Here is a 14,526-nt window from a genome sequence, read left to right on the forward strand (position 1 = left end):
CAGCGGATACGGGGACCCCGGACGTGTTTAAAGCAGCTACCTGGAATGTGAATTCACTGAACGTGCGCCTGCCTCATGTACTGGCCTGGGTCGATGTGGCCAGGCCGGACGTGCTGGCGCTGCAGGAAACCAAACTGCCGGATGAGCGTTTTCCGGCCGACGCACTGAAGGAAGCGGGTTACCACTCGGTGTTTTCCGGGCAGCCCACCTACAACGGGGTCGCCGTATTGTCGCGCGAAGCCGCTACTGATCCCGTCACCGACGTCCCGGGCCTGGAAGATCCGCAACGCCGTATCCTGGCGGTGACCATTCCCACCGCGTTGGGTCCGGTGCGGCTGGTGAATCTGTATGTGGTCAACGGAAGTGAGGTCGGCTCGGAGAAGTTCGACTACAAAATGAACTGGCTGGAACGGGTCACCGATTGGCTCGCCGCGGAGCGCGAACGCCACGATAATCTGCTGGTGGTCGGGGATTTCAATATCGCGCCGGACGACCGGGACGTACACGATCCGGAACAGTGGCAAGGGAAAATCCTGTGCAGTTCGCAGGAACGCGCGGCACTGCAGCGTATTCTCGATCTGGGATTGGCCGATACCTTCCGTTTGTTTGAACAGGAACCGGGGATCTTCAGTTGGTGGGACTACCGGATGAATGCCTTCCGCCGCAAGATGGGCCTGCGCATCGACCTTCTGCTGGCCTCTGCGCCACTGGCGCAGGCCTGTTCCTCGAGTTACGTCGACATCGAACCACGCCGGCAGGAACGGCCGTCCGATCACGCGCCCGTTATCGCGGAGTTCGACGCGAACTGAGCGCGCCGGCCGCGCTGTTCCAACGGCGCCGTGAAAATGGTTTATGCTATGAAGAAGCCGTGCGGTGCCGTTTGCGGGTATGCGTCATCCCGAATTCATCCGGGAGGGACGCACTGCGTGACTGGCATGGCTCAGGCCAAGGCCCTGTACCGCCGGACCGGAATACCCGCGCGCGTATCGACGGGTCAGTTCATAATCAACTGAAGCAGGGAGAATCCTTTATGAAATTCAGACTTTTGACTTTGTTCGCGATGCTTGCGCTTGTCGTGGTCCTGTCGGCTTGTGGCGGCGGCGACGACGCCGGTGACGCGGCCGAGTCCATGGGTCAGGCGGCGGAAGAAGCCGCGGACGCCACGGCGGATGCGATGGACGATGCGGGTGATGCGATGTCCGATGCCTACGATGATGCCGCCGATGCGGTGTCCGACGCCTATGACGATGCGGCGGATACGGTATCCGATGCGTATGACGATGCTGCCGATGCGGTTTCGGATGCCTATGAAGATGCCGCGGACAGCATGCCTGGTGATATGGACGGCGGTATGGACAGCGCCGAGGACATGATGGATGACGCCAGTGACGCCATGGGTGACGCGATGGAAGAAGCGGGAGATGCCGCTGAAGACGCCGCCGAGGAAGCAGAAGACGCCGTTGAAGACGTTACCGAAGACGGACCCTGATCGGCACGATCGTCAAGGTATGAAATAAAAAGCGGGCCCCTGGCGGGCCCGCTTTTTCGTGGGGATTGCGGAAGTGCAGCGCGAGGCGCCCCCGCCTGGTTCAGTAGCGTGGCACCTCGGAATCGACCTCGTTCGACCAGGCTTCGATGCCGCCGGTGACGCTGTGCACCGCGGTGAAGCCCTGCTTGCGGAAGTACTCCGCGGCGCCCATGCTCGAATTGCCGTGGTGACACAGAAACGCCAGTTCGGTGTTTTTGGGCAGCGCGGCCAGTTCGTCCATCAATTCCTGGTCCAGTACTTCGGCGCCCTCGATGAAAGCCTTGCTTCTTTCGTCCTCGCTGCGAATGTCGATCAGCCGGATGTCCTTGCGCTCCAGGCGTTCGGCCAACTCCGTCACGGGCAGTTGGTGAACCGGGGGCGGTGCTGACGGCAGGTTGACGGACAATCCTTCGCCGGTCATGGTCTTGACCCAGTCGATTTCCGCGCCCGCCGCGCGCTGCGCGGTGGCCAGGTCCATCAATATCCGGATGCCGTTGGATTCGGCGGCGATTTCGCTGCCCTGTGCGGGCGCGAGGTTGAATTGGGCATCCCAGTTGGCGTCGACCTGGAAATGCAGTCCCATCCCTTCATGGCCTTCGGTGGCTTCACGGATTTTCTCCGCGGCCTCGTCGGTGATGTGGATGTCCGGAGGGGTGCGGTCCGGGGCTTCCAGGCCGAGCTGTTGGTGCAGTTCGCCGGAATTGAGCATCGACATGACGATATCGCAACCCCCGACCAGTTCGCCATTGACGTACAGTTGCGGAATGGTCGGCCAGTCGCCATAAACCTTGATGCCCTCGCGGATCGATTCGTCTTCGAGCACGTTGACCGACGCGTAGCCGGGGATCACGCTGTCCAGCGCCGCGACCGTGCGCGCGGAGAATCCGCACATCGGCTGCTGCGGCGTGCCTTTCATGAAAAGCACCACCTGGTTGCCGTTGACCAGTTCGTCAATGCGCTGGCGGACTTCGTCGTTGAGGTTCATTGGGTTGTTTCCTTTGCTGAATTTGCCGCATGCGCCCGGATGGGGCGTATGGGATCAATATGCGGATGAGCCGCGATTAATCAAGCTTCGTCGTCCCAGCCGTAATCGATGGTGATTTCCTCACCGCTGTCGATATCGCGCAGCGCGTAGCACTCGCGGCCGTCCATTTCGGCGTTGGGAGTCGCGGAATGATTCATGTAGCGAAGGCAGTTTCTGCCGTCGTAGCCGACCCAGTGATCGGGTTCTTCCTCCACCCACAGCACGTGCATGCCGTCCTCATCGACGGCCGGACCGTCGTAGGTGCCAATCAGCACGCCTTCGGTCAGCGGTTCGGCCGCGAACAAGCCGCTGCCATGGATGGCGGAGGGGCCGACCTGCAGGTGGTCAGAGGAATCCGGGCGTTTCATGTCGTGGTGCTTCGGGCGGTGGGTTCATCGCGGTCGGGTATCAGCATTCGGCTGGCGGCATCGTACAGGATGCTGCCCGGATAGGCGACGGCGCCCTCGAGTCCCTCGGCCCGAATGTCTTCGTGGATGTGATTCAACCCGGAAGCCTGCAGTGGATAATGGTTGCACTGGCGGCCGTCCCGGACCACGGTGACGCACACGGTGCCAAGGTCGGAGAAACTGTGCTCGGTGACCGTTGCGCTGTGCGGCGGCGGGGGGCGGGAGCTGTCTTCCGTCAGATAAGTGCCCGCTACAGGAGCCGGGTTCGGTCCGGGCAGGACAAAGCGTACCGGAATGGCATGCGCCGACAGGGTGGTGAGGTACTGACGCAGTTGCCGCGTCCATTCGGCATAGCCGCCGGCCAGCTTGCCGCGCGCGCTCTCGACCTGGCTGCCCGGGCCGGTCTTCGCCCAGTGGTCGAAGGTCTGGTACTCGGTCGTCACGACACCGTCGCGCCAGGTGTAGGCCTGCCCGCCGTCGGTGCGTACCTCGAGGGGCTCTTCGCGTCCGGCCAGTGCTGCGTCGATCAATTCCCACAAGGGCAGAAAACCGAAGTGCTCCAGTTGCAGCCGGAACATCGCATTCAGATCGGTCAGGGTCATGAAGCGGGCATGCCGTGTCGCGATGTCGAAGGCGCCCTCCAGCCAACGGGCCGTGTGCGGCGAAAGCTGTCCTTTTTCCAGGAAGCGGTGTTCCATCTCCTCGCCCAGCCGTGCGATTTCGTCCTTCCGGCCACTGACGATGATGGGCAGCAGCTGCAGAATACCTGGCGGAATCTCCGGATCGGGATGCAGTGCGGCCGGCTCGATGCGCCCGTCACGAGCCGGGGCGCCGAGGCGGGCACGCGGATCGCCGGCGCCCCGGTCATGCAGAATCCGCTCCAGAGCCTGAAACGCGGGATAGCCGGGCCGCAGGATCTGCGTTTGATCCAGCAGGGCGCCGGAGACGGCGAGTCCGGCCGATTCGGCGGCTGGCAGAATGGTGGTCAAGTCGGTGGCCAGATGTGCCAGCAACTGATCCACGTCGCCCGCCGCGAGCAGGGAAGGTGCCTTCGCTCCGGCGCCGTGGTACCGCGTGGCGTCGGTTTCGATGGCGACCAGAATGCGATAGCAGGCGAGGTCGGGCATGGCTGAACGAAATGTTCGGATGTGAAGCCATTGTAAGGGATAATGGCGGTCATTAAAGCCTGTTTCGGAGACCAGATATATGGCTGAGGGTACCGCGCCCATCGAATGGTGCTGGCTGGCTCTGTCGGACATGGAGCCGGGCCTGTTATACCGCTTGCTGGCCTTCAGGGAATCCGTGTTCGTGGTCGAGCAGCGGTGTGCGTACCAGGAACTCGATGGCCGTGATGAGCGTGCCTGGCACCTGGTGGGTTTGCGCACCGGTCATGTCGTGGCTTGTCTGCGCGTGCTGGTGCCGCAGCGCGAAGAAGGCCGTTTCCGGATTGGCCGGGTCGCCGTCGACTCGGGCTGGCGCGGCAAGGGCCTGGCCCGGCAGATGGTCCTGATGGCGCTGGACCGGATCCGCGAACACGGCGGAACCCGCCCGGTGGTACTGGATGCCCAGACCTACCTGGTGGCGTTTTACGGATCCCTGGGTTTCGAGGTGACCGGCGAGGAATTTCTCGAGGATGGCATTCCCCATCGCCCGATGGCGCTGGACTGGGAGCGGGCGCCGACGGCACCCTGAGCCTTGATTCAACTCAGAACAGTGAGAACGGCGAATTGCCGCCGTTGCCCCCACGCCGGCCCCGTCTCCGGCGGCGGCGCATGCGGGAATGCAGTTGCTTGCGCCGTTCTTCGAGCCAGTCGGAGCGTTCCAGTTCGTCCGCACTTTCGCCGAGACGGTTGGTTTCCGCCGCCCGGAAAACGCAGAAATCCCGAAACGCCTGAATTTCGTGTTCCAGTTCCCGGGTCACGATGTCGATCATGATTGCGTCGTCGAGGAAACCCAGTCCGGGTATGTCGTCGGGAATGAGATCTTCCGGCTCGGAGAAATAGGACAGGGCCTGCAGCACGCGTTCGCGGTCGTCCTGTTCGAGGCCCCAGCCGCTGTCCACCACCATTCCGATCAGGGTTTCGAGCCGGTGCATGCGCTCGCGGATGAAGTCGGACGCGTCGGAAGTCCAGACCTGCTTGAGCAGAGTTCGGGCGTTTTCGACGATCTGCGCTTCGGTGAGCGACCCGGCGTTCTCACGGGCCCGCTGCATGACTTCCCGAAAATGCTCGAGATCGGATTCGCTGAGTTCGAAAGTGATGTTCATGGCGGCCCGCTGATTCCTTGAGGACCGCACTAGCCTAGTGCCGGTCCCCTGCGTACGTCAATCGCATTCGCGCGCCACACAGGCGGTTCGCCGCGGCGTCCGGCACTGATTGTTTCAACGTTCCGAGCTGCGCGAACTGGTGGCGCGGAACTGGCCGGGTTTGCCGGGTACGCGGAACAGGTAGCCCTGGTGCCGGAAGGACAGGTTGCCGTCTTCGACCGTTTGCACCCGCCCTTCGAGCGAGAATGACAGGCTGTCGACTCCGCCGGACTGCAGGGAGTCGAGCAGGGTCCGGGACGACTCGTCGGCCGTCTGGCTGAGCGTGACATCTTCGGTGGTGTTGGGGTCGATCGACAGGCCCGGGCTGCCGGTGTGTTGCAGCAGAACGGTATTCTTCGATTGCATCGTCAGTACAAGCCGATCGATATTCATCGGCACGTCGTTGATATTGCGAATATTGACTGCGGCCTCGATGGAGTCACCGGAAGCGGTCATTGAAGAGATGGATACGAACGGCGACTGACCCTTGACCAGGCTGGAGCCGCATGCGGTGCAGGCGAAAGCGAAGATTGCGATAAGGCTGCCGCGGAGCAAAGTTCTCAATTCCATAAATGACACCTGACCAAGTGGGTTTGCGCACCGCAGTCATCCTGCGCGGCTACCGTGAACCCGGGATTCAGCCGCGAACACCGGTCCATGGCGCGCGGGCACCGTGTATGAAACACGCAGCCGGGTGGAGGCGTCAAGGGCGAAGGGGGTTCACCCTTGAGCCCGGAGCCCGGTGCGCCGTTGCCTCGGGCGGCCGCGAGCAGTGCCTGGGTGTAGGGGTGGGCTGGCTCCGCAAATACCCGATCCGCGGGTCCGGATTCGACCAGCCGGCCCAGATACATCACGCTCACATCGTCCGCCAGTTGGCGGATCACGGCCAGATCATGGGAAATCAGCAGAAAAGCCGTGCCGAAAGTCTTCCGGGCGTGGCGGATGCGTTCGATGACACGGGCCTGGGCCGAGACGTCCAGCGACGATACCGGCTCGTCGGCGATGATGAGATCCGGGTCCGGCAGCAAGGCGCGGGCCAGCGCGATGCGCTGCTTCTGGCCGCCCGACAGCTCGTTCGGGTAGCGATCGAGGAGTTCGCTGCCGAGTCCGACGGCCTCCAGGACTCGAGCGATACGGCCCGGCCACTCGTCACGGCCGGCCATGCGGTACAGGGCCAGTGGTTCTTCCAGCGTCTGGCGGATCGTGCGCCGTGGGCTGAGCGAGTTGGCCGGGTCCTGGAATACGTGCTGGATTCCCCGTTGCGTGCCGCGCCGCCGGCGCGATGCGAGTGTCGTCAGCTCCTGGCCGCGGTAGAACAGGCTGCCGGCCGCTACGGGAAGCAGGCCGAGCATGGCTCGCGCCAGCGAGGACTTGCCGCAGCCGGATTCGCCGACGACACCGAGGATGCTCCCCTCCCGAAGCCGCAGCGAGACTCCGTTCACCGCGTTGAGCTTTTGTCCGCCTGGCGCGGCGTGTTCCACGCGCAGGTCGCGCACTTCGAACAGGGGTGTGGCCGTGGGCGTGTTGGTGTTCATGAAGGATTGCCCGGCTCGCCCGGCCGCTGTGGGCGATGACATGCCACCTCGCGAAGGTGGGCTCCGTTGGAAGTGGTCAGTTCGGGTTCCTGCTTCCGGCAAATGGTATCGGCCCGCGGGCATCGGTTGTTGAAGCCACAGCCCGGCGGCAGGTGGCCGGGAGCCGGCACCTGCCCGGGCAGCGGTTTTACGACCGGCGGATCTCCCCCGGTGAGTTGTGGAACCGCGGCCATCAGCCCTGCCGTATAGGGATGCGCGGGCGACTCGAACAGGCTGGCGGCCGGGCCCTGCTCCACGATGCGCCCGCCATACATGACCAGGATCCGGTCACAGACACGTGCCGCCAGGGACAGGTCATGGGTGACCAGCAGGATGGCGGTACCGCGGTCACGTGCCCGGGTGCGAAGCAGGTGCAGTATTTCGGCCTGGGTCGTCACATCCAGTGCCGTCGTGGGTTCGTCAGCCACGACCACGGCGGGATCGCACGACAGGGCCATCGCGATCAGTACCCGCTGACGCATGCCGCCGGAAAGCTGGTGCGGAAATCGTCGCATCATCCCTGCCGGGTCCGGCAGGCCGACTTCTCCCAGCAGTTCACGTGCCTTCGCCGCCGCCTCGCCGCGCGAGTGAATGCCGTGGCGGCGCAGGACGCTGACCAGTTGCGTCCCTGTGCGAATGACCGGATCGAGCGCGGTCAGTGGGTCCTGGGAAACCAGTGCGATGTCGCGGCCCCGGGCGTTGCGCCAACCGCGTTCGTCCAGCGATGAATACTCGCGCCCGGCGATCTTCAGGGTACGGATTTCGAGCCGCCCGCCAGGCTCGGGCGGAATCCCCAGCAGTGCCGCCGCGGTCAGTGTTTTTCCGCACCCGGATTCCCCGACCAGGGCGACGATTTCCCCGGCGGCGAGTTCGAAGCCCACCCTGTCGACCACCGCAAGGTCCGCGCCGGCGGCCGGCAGGCGAACCGACAGGTCGCGTACCGTCAGGATGCGGGCGGTCATGCCGGCGTGGCCCGGGGGTCGAGCGCGTCCTGCAGGGCATCGGCCACGAGATTGAAGCCGAGCAGAATGCCGAACAGCGGCAGCGAGGCGGCCAGCAGATTGTTGAAGCGGCCGGCCAGGACCTCCTGGGTGCTTTCCGCCAGCATCAGGCCCCAGCTCACGCCGTCGTGCACACCCAGGCCGAGGAAGCTGAGGATGACCTCCGCCTTGATGGCCGCGACGATGACGATGGCGCCCTGTGCCAGCAGCACATGAACCGTGTTGGGCAGTACGTGTCGCAGCACCGTCCTGGGCGCGGACAGACCCAGCGCCAGCGCGGACTGCACGAATTCACGGCTCTTCAGCCGCATGACCTCGGCGCGGACCAGTCGGCAGGTGGTGGTCCAGAAGGTGGCGACCATGGCGAAGTGCATGGCCCAGGGATTGCCGCGCATCGCGAAGGCGACTGCGGCCACGAACAGGTAAAACGGTATCGAATCCAGTACGCCGGCCACGAACAGAACGGCATCGTCGGCCGCCGATCCGGACCGCCAGCCCGCCAACGCGCCCAGCAGGGCACCGAGCAGCGTCGACGTCGCCGCGACGAGGAGGCCGATTTCGAACGCGACCCGCACGCTGTAGAGCGATCGCTGGAAAATATCCTGGCCGAGCACGTTGGTGCCGAACCAGTATTCGGCGCTGACGGGTTGCCAGCGCCCGCCGCTGGCCGCCGACCAGTCCTGGCCGGCCATCCCGGACCAGACCGCCAGCGAGATACCGAAGTATCCGAGTACCAGCAGCAGGCCGAACAATCCCCAACGATCGTCGCGCAGACGGCGCCAAACGCGCGAGGACGGCGGGCGGGCTGGCAGGGGCGCCGCAAAAGTGTCGGTTGTGTCCGCGCCGGTGTTCATTGCACTCGTGGATCGGCCAGCCGGTACAGGCCGTCGGTGACCGCCTGCACCACGACGAATGCGACGGCTGTGAGTCCCACGACGGCCTGCAGGACCGGCTGGTCACCGTTGGTGATGGCATCGAACGTGACCCGGCCCAGTCCGGGTACGCCGAAATAGGTCTCCAGCAGCAGACTGCCGGACACCACGATCAGGGGCAGTGAGAACAGGGTGCGCGTGATCAACGGGGCCAGGCTGTTGCGCAGGACATGCCGGACCATGATTTCGGCCGGGGAGGCGCCGAAGGCCCGCGCCGTGCGGATGTGCTCGCGGCCGGATTCCTCGACGAAAACGGCGCGGAAGAATCGCGTGTTGTAACCCAGGGTGGCGAGGAGCAGCGACAGGGTCGGCACGGTCACGTACTGGACGTAGCTGGCGGGCCCCGTGACATTCCAGCCGCGGGCGGGAAACAGATTGAGTCCGTACGGAGTGCACAGCAGTACCTGCAGCGCGATGACGATAATCAGAAAGCTGAGACTCATGCCGGCCACCGACACACCGGATATCAGCCGGTCGAGCCAGCCGCCCCGGTGCCAGGCCGCCACCAGGCCGAGAGCGATGGCGATCAGGTTGCCCAGCACGAAACCCGGCAGCACGAGCGCCAGGGTCACCGGCAGCGTGCGGCCGAGAATGCCGCGGACCGGTTCACCGCTGGAATGCGAGGCGCCCAGATCGAGTGTGAACAAACCACCCACGTAGTCGGCATAGCGGACCACGAACGGCTGGTCGTAGCCGAGTTGCCGGCGTACCTCGCGAATCTGCTGCTCACTGGCGTTTTTGCCCACCAGGGTGAAGGTCTGATCCGGGCCGAAGTACACCATCAGCAGGAAACTGATCAGGGTGACTCCGAGCACGAGCGCCAGTCCCTGGAACAGCTTGCGCAGGGCTCGCCGCACTACGGGTTGGTCTCCTTCGCCTCCGGAGTGGCCGGAGGCGCCGCGAATCGAACGAAATATCCGCCCACGAACGAGCGGTCCGGCAACATTCGCCATTCACGGTCCCAGAGCAGCACCAGGGTTCGTGAGATGCCACTGATGGTGGCGCAGTCGCCGATGACCAGGCGGTTCATTTTCTGGTAGAGCGTGGTTCGCAGGGGTGAAGGCGGCATCGACGCGCCGGTCTGGTAGAGCCGGTCGAACTCCCCGTTTTCATAGTTGGCCACGTTGGAGCCCGGGGCGGCGTTTGGGCCGTAGAAGAGCTGCATCGTGTTCTGGGCATCGGGATAATCCATGGTCCAGGACGAATTGATCAGCATGACCTCGCGGTTGCTGTAGGCACGCGCGTAATCGCCGTAGCTGGCGAAAGTGAGCGGCCGGATACGTTCAGCCGGATAGCCAATGTCCGCCATGAAGCTGCGGAACTGCTCGAACATCTGGCGCTCGGTGACCGAACTCGTGAACCCGTATTCGAGCTCGGGCAGGTTGCCGGCATGCCAGCCGTTTCTTTTCAGCAGGCTGATGGCGCCCAGCACGTCCCGGGTGGTGGGATCGTCGGCACCTGGCGGCTGGTACTCCGGTGTGACCGGAGGAATGATGCCGGGAAACACCCGGCCGAGTCCGCTGAAAAACACCTCGTTACGGCGTTCCCAGTCGAATGCCTTGACGATGGCGCAGCGCAGTGCCCGGTTGCGAACGTTCTGGTCCGGATCCGGGTGGTAGCCGATGCGCGGGTCGTTCATGTTGAAATCGGTATGTACGAATCCGGATTCCAGGTTCGCCAGCAAGTGATAGCGTTCGGCGTACTCCGCGCGCAACGTGGGTGGATTGCGACTGGCCAGGATCTGGTCGAACTGGGTGACCGGCGCTTTGACGAAATGCGATTCCCCGGCATTGAAGGTGCTCCAGCGCGCGGCATCCTCGGTGATGAAAGCCACTTCGACCCGGTCCGCGAACGGCGGCACCTCTCCCTCCAGGGATTCGAGACCGAAGCCGCCCTGGGTGGAGGAATCGTACCCTTCTGCTTCCAGGCTGAACGGCTCGGTGCGAAAACCGGTATTGCGGATGAGGGTGGCGCCGGTGCTGTCGAAGCGCGCCAGCCGGTAAGGACCCGAGCCCACCGGATGGATGCCCAGGGCGGCTTCGTGATATTCCACGGCTTCGGCCGGCACTACGGCGGAAAACCCCTGTGCCAGGGTGTGCGTGAGCTGGGGGTAGGGGGCGATGAGCTGGATCTGCAAGGTGCGATCGTCCAGCGCGCGCAGGCCTGCGACTTCCCGGTCGTAGTCCGCGCCCTGCTCGCTCCATTCATCCAGGCCGACAATCCGGCCGCGCCATAGCCAACTGCCCTGGGAACGGGTCGCCGGATCGAAGTGCCGCTTGATCGAGTACACGACGTCGGCGGCCCGAACGACGCGTCCCTTGCCGTTCGGAAATGCCGGATCGTCGATGAAGCGCACGCCCGGCTTGATGCGAATGGTATGGATCAGTCCATCCGCAGAGACCTCCGGCAGACTTTCGGCGAGATTGGGAACGAGTTCGTAGGGGCGTGCGAGATAACGGTAGCGGTACAGGGTGTCGAACAGGTTCACGACCAGGAAATTGGCATAAATCGATGATGCGTGCGCCGGGTCGAGGCTGGTCGGCGCCCCGTCCATGGAATGGCGGTAAACCGTGGGTTGCGGCCCGGTATCCAGGTCGGGTGATTGCGGTTCACAGGCGGACAACAGGAATGAGCATGCCAGCGCCGCGATCCATGCGGCGGCGCAGCAGGGCGGGGCGCCGGCGGCACGGCGCGCTGTGGAATGCGCAATCACACCCGCCAGCTTAGCCCGTGCCTGTCATGCCAACAAGGCCGCGCCAGCCCACCGGAAGGCGACCTGGATTGAGGTCTATTCCTCCAGCAGCGCGTCGTAGTCCGGCGCCGGGGGTTCGCCGTCGTAAATCTTGTACTCGCGATTCTGCAGGTAAACGTCCCGCATGAGCACGTAAGGATCGGAAGCCTCCTCGAGGTCCTTGTCGAACGGCAGCAGCGACGCGCGCAGGGAAATGAGATCGACGATGAGCGGACGGTATTCGTCTTCTTCGCGGATCAGGTAGGTCACCGGGTCGTAGATGCTGTCCACCGGCCGCCCGCCCAGATCGCGTACCGTGAACGGGCCGAGCAGGGGCACCACGAGGTAGCGGCTGTCTTTCCAGCCCCAGACCGCCAGGGTCTGTCCGAAATCCTCCTGGAAATCGGGCATGCCCGCCTGGGTGGCGACGTCGAAAAATCCGAAAAGGCCCAGGGTCGAGTTCATCAGGAAACGCCCTGTCCGGGTCATCGAATCCTCGAACTTGCCCTGCAGCACCAGGTTCAGGAAATCGACCGGATAGGCCAGGTTACGGAAGAAGTTGCGCACCCCGCGCTGGGGCCCGTCCGGCATGATGGCGTCGTAGCCCCGGGCCACGGGACGCAACAAGGCGCGGTCGAGCGCATCGTTGAACTGGTAGACGTTGCGATTGAACGGCTCCCAGGGGTCATTCTGCGGATCGGTCAGGGCGGTCTGCTGCGTGGCGCAGCCCGCCAGCAGCAGGATGGCGCCCACGACAGGCAGGAGGGTGCGCACCAGGGGCAGGACTTTAGTGTTCTTCATCGCGATTTTCGAAATTCGGTTCAGGCCGGATCACGGCCGTTCAGGCGCAGCAGATCCTGCGCATCACACAGGCGTGCGAGACTCACCAGATCGTCCGGCGCATTACGCACTTCGAGGGACTCGCAACCGGTGGCGGCTTCCCATTGCAGCAGCAGCGCCAACCCCGAACTGTCGACCCGTCCCACGCCCGCGAGGTCCAGCGAGCGTAGCTTGCCGGAGGCGCGTGCGAGTACTTCGGACGATTGCCGGTAAAGCCCGGCAACGGTGTCCAGGGTCAGGTCGCCGCTCACCACGGCCCGGTCTTCGGCGTCCAGGGTGAAGCCGGTTGCATCAACCATCGTCTTTCTCGTTCAAATCCAGATTGCCGGCGCGGATATCGGCAGTCACCTTGTCGATGCCTTCTGCCTGTACCCGCGGGACGATCTGGTTGCGGAAGGTAATGACGTAGGAGATGCCCTCGACCGTGACGTCAAACGCTTTCCAGCCGGAGTCCGTTTTGCGGAACGCGTAGTCGACCGGCGCGTAACCGCCGTTCTCCAGTTTCACCCGGGTGCGAACGCGGGTCAGCTTTTCGGAATGTTTGCCCTTGAGCGGCAGTACTTCGAGCTGCTCGTCGCTGCGAAAGGCCAACAGGCCGTCGGCGTAGCGGTTGATGAGCACCGAACTCATCGCATCGGAAAACGCGTCGAGCTGTTCGTCCTCGATGCCGCGGCCGGCTCGCCCGAGTATCAGTCGTGCCGAATAGTGCAGGTCGATCAGCGGCAGCAGGTCTTCACGGACCATGGTGCGCAACAGGCTGGTGTCGTTCTCATAGGCCTGGCGATTGGTGTCCAGTTTTTCCAGGATTCGGCCCGCGGTATCGCGAACGATTTCAGCCGGTCCGTCGGTGGCTGCCTGCGTGGTGCCCGCCAGGGTGGCCGCAACCAGCAGGACACTGCTCAGCGTCAGGGTCAATGCGCGATTGAGTCTTTTCATTCGGATGATTCCTTGCCCGTGTTGAACAGGTACTTGCCGATGATCTGTTCGAGCACCATGGCGGACTGAGTGACAAAGAGTTCGTCGCCTTCGGCCAGGTAATCGGGCGCGCCGCCCGGCTCCAGACCCACGTAGCGGTCGCCCAGTACGCCCGACGTGAGAACCGACGCGCCGGTGTCCGACGGTATTTCGTCAAAGCGCGAGGCGATGTCCATATGAACCACGGCCTCGAAGGTGATGGGGTCCAGTTCAACGTCCCTGACCAGGCCGACAGTCACCCCGCCGATCTTCACCGGCGCGCGATCGCGCAAGTCGCCGATGTTGCTGAAACGTGCGGTGATGGTGTAGGTCTCATCGCCAATCTCCTGGCCGTAATCCGTGGCGCGCAAGGCCAGCCAGACGAGCGCCGCGACGCCCAGGAACAGGAAGATTCCGGATGCGATTTCGACCTTGTAATTGGCTCGCATGGTGATACCTCAGGTAAAAAACGACGTCATGATGAAATCGAAAATCAGGACCAGAACCGAACTCAGAACCACGGTGTTGGTCGTGGCGGTGCCGACTCCGGCGCCGGTCGGCTTGGCGGTATAACCGAAATACACGGCAATCAGGCTGACGATGCCGCCGAATACCAGGCTTTTCCAGACCCCGCCCGTGAAATCCTGCACGAAATAGACGCCGGTCTGCAGCTTGGACCAGAAAATTCCCCCGTCCAGGCCCATGATGCCGATGGAGAACACGACGCTGCCCAGTATGGCAAGGGCATTGAACATCGCGGTCAGCAGCGGCACGGAAATCATGCCGGCCAGGAAGCGCGGCAGGGCGACCCGTTGAATGGGATCAATGGCCATCAGTTCCATCGCGTCGATCTGGCTGGTGGCTCGCATCAGACCGATTTCCGCGGTGACCGACGTGCCGGCTCTGCCGGCGAACAACAGGGCCGTCAGGACCGGTCCCAGTTCACGAAACAAGGACTTGCCGACGAGCAGGCTGACCTGATCGGACGCCCCGAACTGCTCCAGGGCGTTGATGGCCTGCAGTGACAGCACCATGCCGACGAAGAACCCGCAGATCATGATGATGACCAGCGAGCGCGCGCCGATCAGGTAGACCTGTTGCAGTACCGCCCGAAACTGCTGCGCGGTCGGCCGGAAACCCGCCAGCATGCGTAACAGGAAAAGCACGCAGCGGCCGGACATGGCCAGCGGGCCGGCGAAGGGTATCGGGGATGTGCGCGCGTCGGTCATG

Annotated in this window: 18 protein-coding genes; 3 read left to right on the forward strand and 15 right to left on the reverse strand. The window is 63.9% G+C overall.

Annotation, left to right across the window (positions count from 1 at the left end; genetic code table 11):
- Window positions 1-23: 23 nt before the first annotated feature.
- Together xth and V3330_RS05695 are read left to right on the forward strand one after the other, a co-directional pair.
- Window positions 24-809 (forward strand): exodeoxyribonuclease III, encoded by a 786-nt coding sequence (xth, locus tag V3330_RS05690; protein ID WP_354694424.1) that lies wholly within the window; start codon window positions 24-26, stop codon window positions 807-809.
- A gap of 221 nt (window positions 810-1,030) precedes the next feature.
- Complete coding sequence (locus V3330_RS05695; RefSeq protein WP_354694425.1) at window positions 1,031-1,489, forward strand: hypothetical protein; 459 nt, start codon at window positions 1,031-1,033, stop codon at window positions 1,487-1,489.
- Between the two features lie 100 nt (window positions 1,490-1,589).
- Here V3330_RS05695 and grxD read toward each other — a convergent pair whose 3' ends face one another.
- From grxD to V3330_RS05710, 3 genes are all read right to left on the reverse strand, one after another.
- Entirely contained in the window at window positions 1,590-2,513 is a 924-nt protein-coding gene (grxD, locus tag V3330_RS05700; protein ID WP_354694426.1) for a Grx4 family monothiol glutaredoxin, read from the reverse strand.
- An 80-nt stretch (window positions 2,514-2,593) separates the two neighbouring features.
- Window positions 2,594-2,920, reverse strand: coding sequence for an SET domain-containing protein (locus tag V3330_RS05705; protein WP_354694427.1), 327 nt, complete (start codon window positions 2,918-2,920; stop codon window positions 2,594-2,596).
- Window positions 2,917-4,086: a hypothetical protein gene (locus tag V3330_RS05710; protein WP_354694428.1), complete on the reverse strand. Its 1,170-nt coding sequence runs from the start codon at window positions 4,084-4,086 to the stop codon at window positions 2,917-2,919. The genes V3330_RS05705 and V3330_RS05710 overlap by 4 nt, the downstream gene beginning before the upstream one ends.
- 79 nt (window positions 4,087-4,165) lie before the next feature.
- Here V3330_RS05710 and V3330_RS05715 point away from each other — a divergent pair, with 79 nt between their 5' ends.
- Window positions 4,166-4,651, forward strand: a complete 486-nt coding sequence (locus V3330_RS05715; RefSeq protein ID WP_354694429.1) for a GNAT family N-acetyltransferase — start codon at window positions 4,166-4,168, stop codon at window positions 4,649-4,651.
- Window positions 4,652-4,664: 13 nt separating this feature from the next.
- Here V3330_RS05715 and V3330_RS05720 read toward each other — a convergent pair whose 3' ends face one another.
- From V3330_RS05720 to V3330_RS05775, 12 genes are all read right to left on the reverse strand, one after another.
- Window positions 4,665-5,225, reverse strand: coding sequence for a YkvA family protein (locus V3330_RS05720; protein WP_354694430.1), 561 nt, complete (start codon window positions 5,223-5,225; stop codon window positions 4,665-4,667).
- A gap of 114 nt (window positions 5,226-5,339) precedes the next feature.
- Window positions 5,340-5,834 carry an LEA type 2 family protein gene (locus V3330_RS05725; RefSeq protein ID WP_354694431.1) on the reverse strand — a complete coding sequence of 165 codons (495 nt, stop codon included), beginning with the start codon at window positions 5,832-5,834 and terminating at the stop codon, window positions 5,340-5,342.
- Window positions 5,825-6,799, reverse strand: a complete 975-nt coding sequence (locus V3330_RS05730) for an ABC transporter ATP-binding protein (protein ID WP_354694432.1) — start codon at window positions 6,797-6,799, stop codon at window positions 5,825-5,827. Before V3330_RS05730 ends, V3330_RS05725 begins: the two co-directional genes overlap by 10 nt.
- Window positions 6,796-7,800: an ABC transporter ATP-binding protein gene (locus V3330_RS05735; protein ID WP_354694433.1), complete on the reverse strand. Its 1,005-nt coding sequence runs from the start codon at window positions 7,798-7,800 to the stop codon at window positions 6,796-6,798. Before V3330_RS05735 ends, V3330_RS05730 begins: the two co-directional genes overlap by 4 nt.
- The gene (locus V3330_RS05740) at window positions 7,797-8,693 is read right to left on the reverse strand and encodes an ABC transporter permease (RefSeq protein WP_354694434.1); all 897 of its coding nucleotides are present in this window, start codon (window positions 8,691-8,693) and stop codon (window positions 7,797-7,799) included. Before V3330_RS05740 ends, V3330_RS05735 begins: the two co-directional genes overlap by 4 nt.
- On the reverse strand, window positions 8,690-9,628 hold the full coding sequence (locus tag V3330_RS05745) for an ABC transporter permease (protein ID WP_354694435.1): 939 nt from the start codon (window positions 9,626-9,628) through the stop codon (window positions 8,690-8,692). Before V3330_RS05745 ends, V3330_RS05740 begins: the two co-directional genes overlap by 4 nt.
- The gene (locus V3330_RS05750; protein ID WP_354694436.1) at window positions 9,628-11,484 is read right to left on the reverse strand and encodes an ABC transporter substrate-binding protein; all 1,857 of its coding nucleotides are present in this window, start codon (window positions 11,482-11,484) and stop codon (window positions 9,628-9,630) included. The genes V3330_RS05745 and V3330_RS05750 overlap by 1 nt, the downstream gene beginning before the upstream one ends.
- A gap of 75 nt (window positions 11,485-11,559) precedes the next feature.
- The gene (locus tag V3330_RS05755; RefSeq protein ID WP_354694437.1) at window positions 11,560-12,303 is read right to left on the reverse strand and encodes an MlaA family lipoprotein; all 744 of its coding nucleotides are present in this window, start codon (window positions 12,301-12,303) and stop codon (window positions 11,560-11,562) included.
- Between the two features lie 20 nt (window positions 12,304-12,323).
- A complete protein-coding gene (locus tag V3330_RS05760) occupies window positions 12,324-12,641 on the reverse strand; it encodes an STAS domain-containing protein (RefSeq protein WP_354694438.1) in 318 nt (105 codons plus the stop codon).
- Window positions 12,634-13,278 carry an MlaC/ttg2D family ABC transporter substrate-binding protein gene (locus V3330_RS05765; protein ID WP_354694439.1) on the reverse strand — a complete coding sequence of 215 codons (645 nt, stop codon included), beginning with the start codon at window positions 13,276-13,278 and terminating at the stop codon, window positions 12,634-12,636. Before V3330_RS05765 ends, V3330_RS05760 begins: the two co-directional genes overlap by 8 nt.
- Entirely contained in the window at window positions 13,275-13,745 is a 471-nt protein-coding gene (gene mlaD, locus V3330_RS05770; RefSeq protein WP_354694440.1) for an outer membrane lipid asymmetry maintenance protein MlaD, read from the reverse strand. Before mlaD ends, V3330_RS05765 begins: the two co-directional genes overlap by 4 nt.
- A gap of 9 nt (window positions 13,746-13,754) precedes the next feature.
- The gene (locus V3330_RS05775) at window positions 13,755-14,525 is read right to left on the reverse strand and encodes an MlaE family lipid ABC transporter permease subunit (protein ID WP_354694441.1); all 771 of its coding nucleotides are present in this window, start codon (window positions 14,523-14,525) and stop codon (window positions 13,755-13,757) included.
- Window position 14,526: the final 1 nt, after the last annotated feature.

The sequence above is a fragment of the Elongatibacter sediminis genome (assembly GCF_037892215.1).
GTDB lineage: Bacteria > Pseudomonadota > Gammaproteobacteria > Xanthomonadales > SZUA-36 > Elongatibacter > Elongatibacter sediminis.

Excerpts from the sequence above, each read along its gene's own strand:
- V3330_RS05725 (WP_354694431.1), bottom strand. The coding sequence starts at position 5,834 with ATGGAATTGAGAACTTTGCTCCGCGGCAGCCTTATCGCAATCTTCGCT.
- V3330_RS05760 (WP_354694438.1), bottom strand. The coding sequence starts at position 12,641 with ATGGTTGATGCAACCGGCTTCACCCTGGACGCCGAAGACCGGGCCGTG.
- V3330_RS05775 (WP_354694441.1), bottom strand. The coding sequence starts at position 14,525 with ATGACCGACGCGCGCACATCCCCGATACCCTTCGCCGGCCCGCTGGCC.
- grxD (WP_354694426.1), bottom strand. The coding sequence starts at position 2,513 with ATGAACCTCAACGACGAAGTCCGCCAGCGCATTGACGAACTGGTCAAC.
- V3330_RS05730 (WP_354694432.1), bottom strand. The coding sequence starts at position 6,799 with ATGAACACCAACACGCCCACGGCCACACCCCTGTTCGAAGTGCGCGAC.
- V3330_RS05710 (WP_354694428.1), bottom strand. The coding sequence starts at position 4,086 with ATGCCCGACCTCGCCTGCTATCGCATTCTGGTCGCCATCGAAACCGAC.
- V3330_RS05765 (WP_354694439.1), bottom strand. The coding sequence starts at position 13,278 with ATGAAAAGACTCAATCGCGCATTGACCCTGACGCTGAGCAGTGTCCTG.
- V3330_RS05735 (WP_354694433.1), bottom strand. The coding sequence starts at position 7,800 with ATGACCGCCCGCATCCTGACGGTACGCGACCTGTCGGTTCGCCTGCCG.
- V3330_RS05755 (WP_354694437.1), bottom strand. The coding sequence starts at position 12,303 with ATGAAGAACACTAAAGTCCTGCCCCTGGTGCGCACCCTCCTGCCTGTC.
- V3330_RS05740 (WP_354694434.1), bottom strand. The coding sequence starts at position 8,693 with ATGAACACCGGCGCGGACACAACCGACACTTTTGCGGCGCCCCTGCCA.
- V3330_RS05720 (WP_354694430.1), bottom strand. The coding sequence starts at position 5,225 with ATGAACATCACTTTCGAACTCAGCGAATCCGATCTCGAGCATTTTCGG.
- V3330_RS05705 (WP_354694427.1), bottom strand. The coding sequence starts at position 2,920 with ATGAAACGCCCGGATTCCTCTGACCACCTGCAGGTCGGCCCCTCCGCC.
- V3330_RS05695 (WP_354694425.1), top strand. The coding sequence starts at position 1,031 with ATGAAATTCAGACTTTTGACTTTGTTCGCGATGCTTGCGCTTGTCGTG.
- V3330_RS05715 (WP_354694429.1), top strand. The coding sequence starts at position 4,166 with ATGGCTGAGGGTACCGCGCCCATCGAATGGTGCTGGCTGGCTCTGTCG.
- mlaD (WP_354694440.1), bottom strand. The coding sequence starts at position 13,745 with ATGCGAGCCAATTACAAGGTCGAAATCGCATCCGGAATCTTCCTGTTC.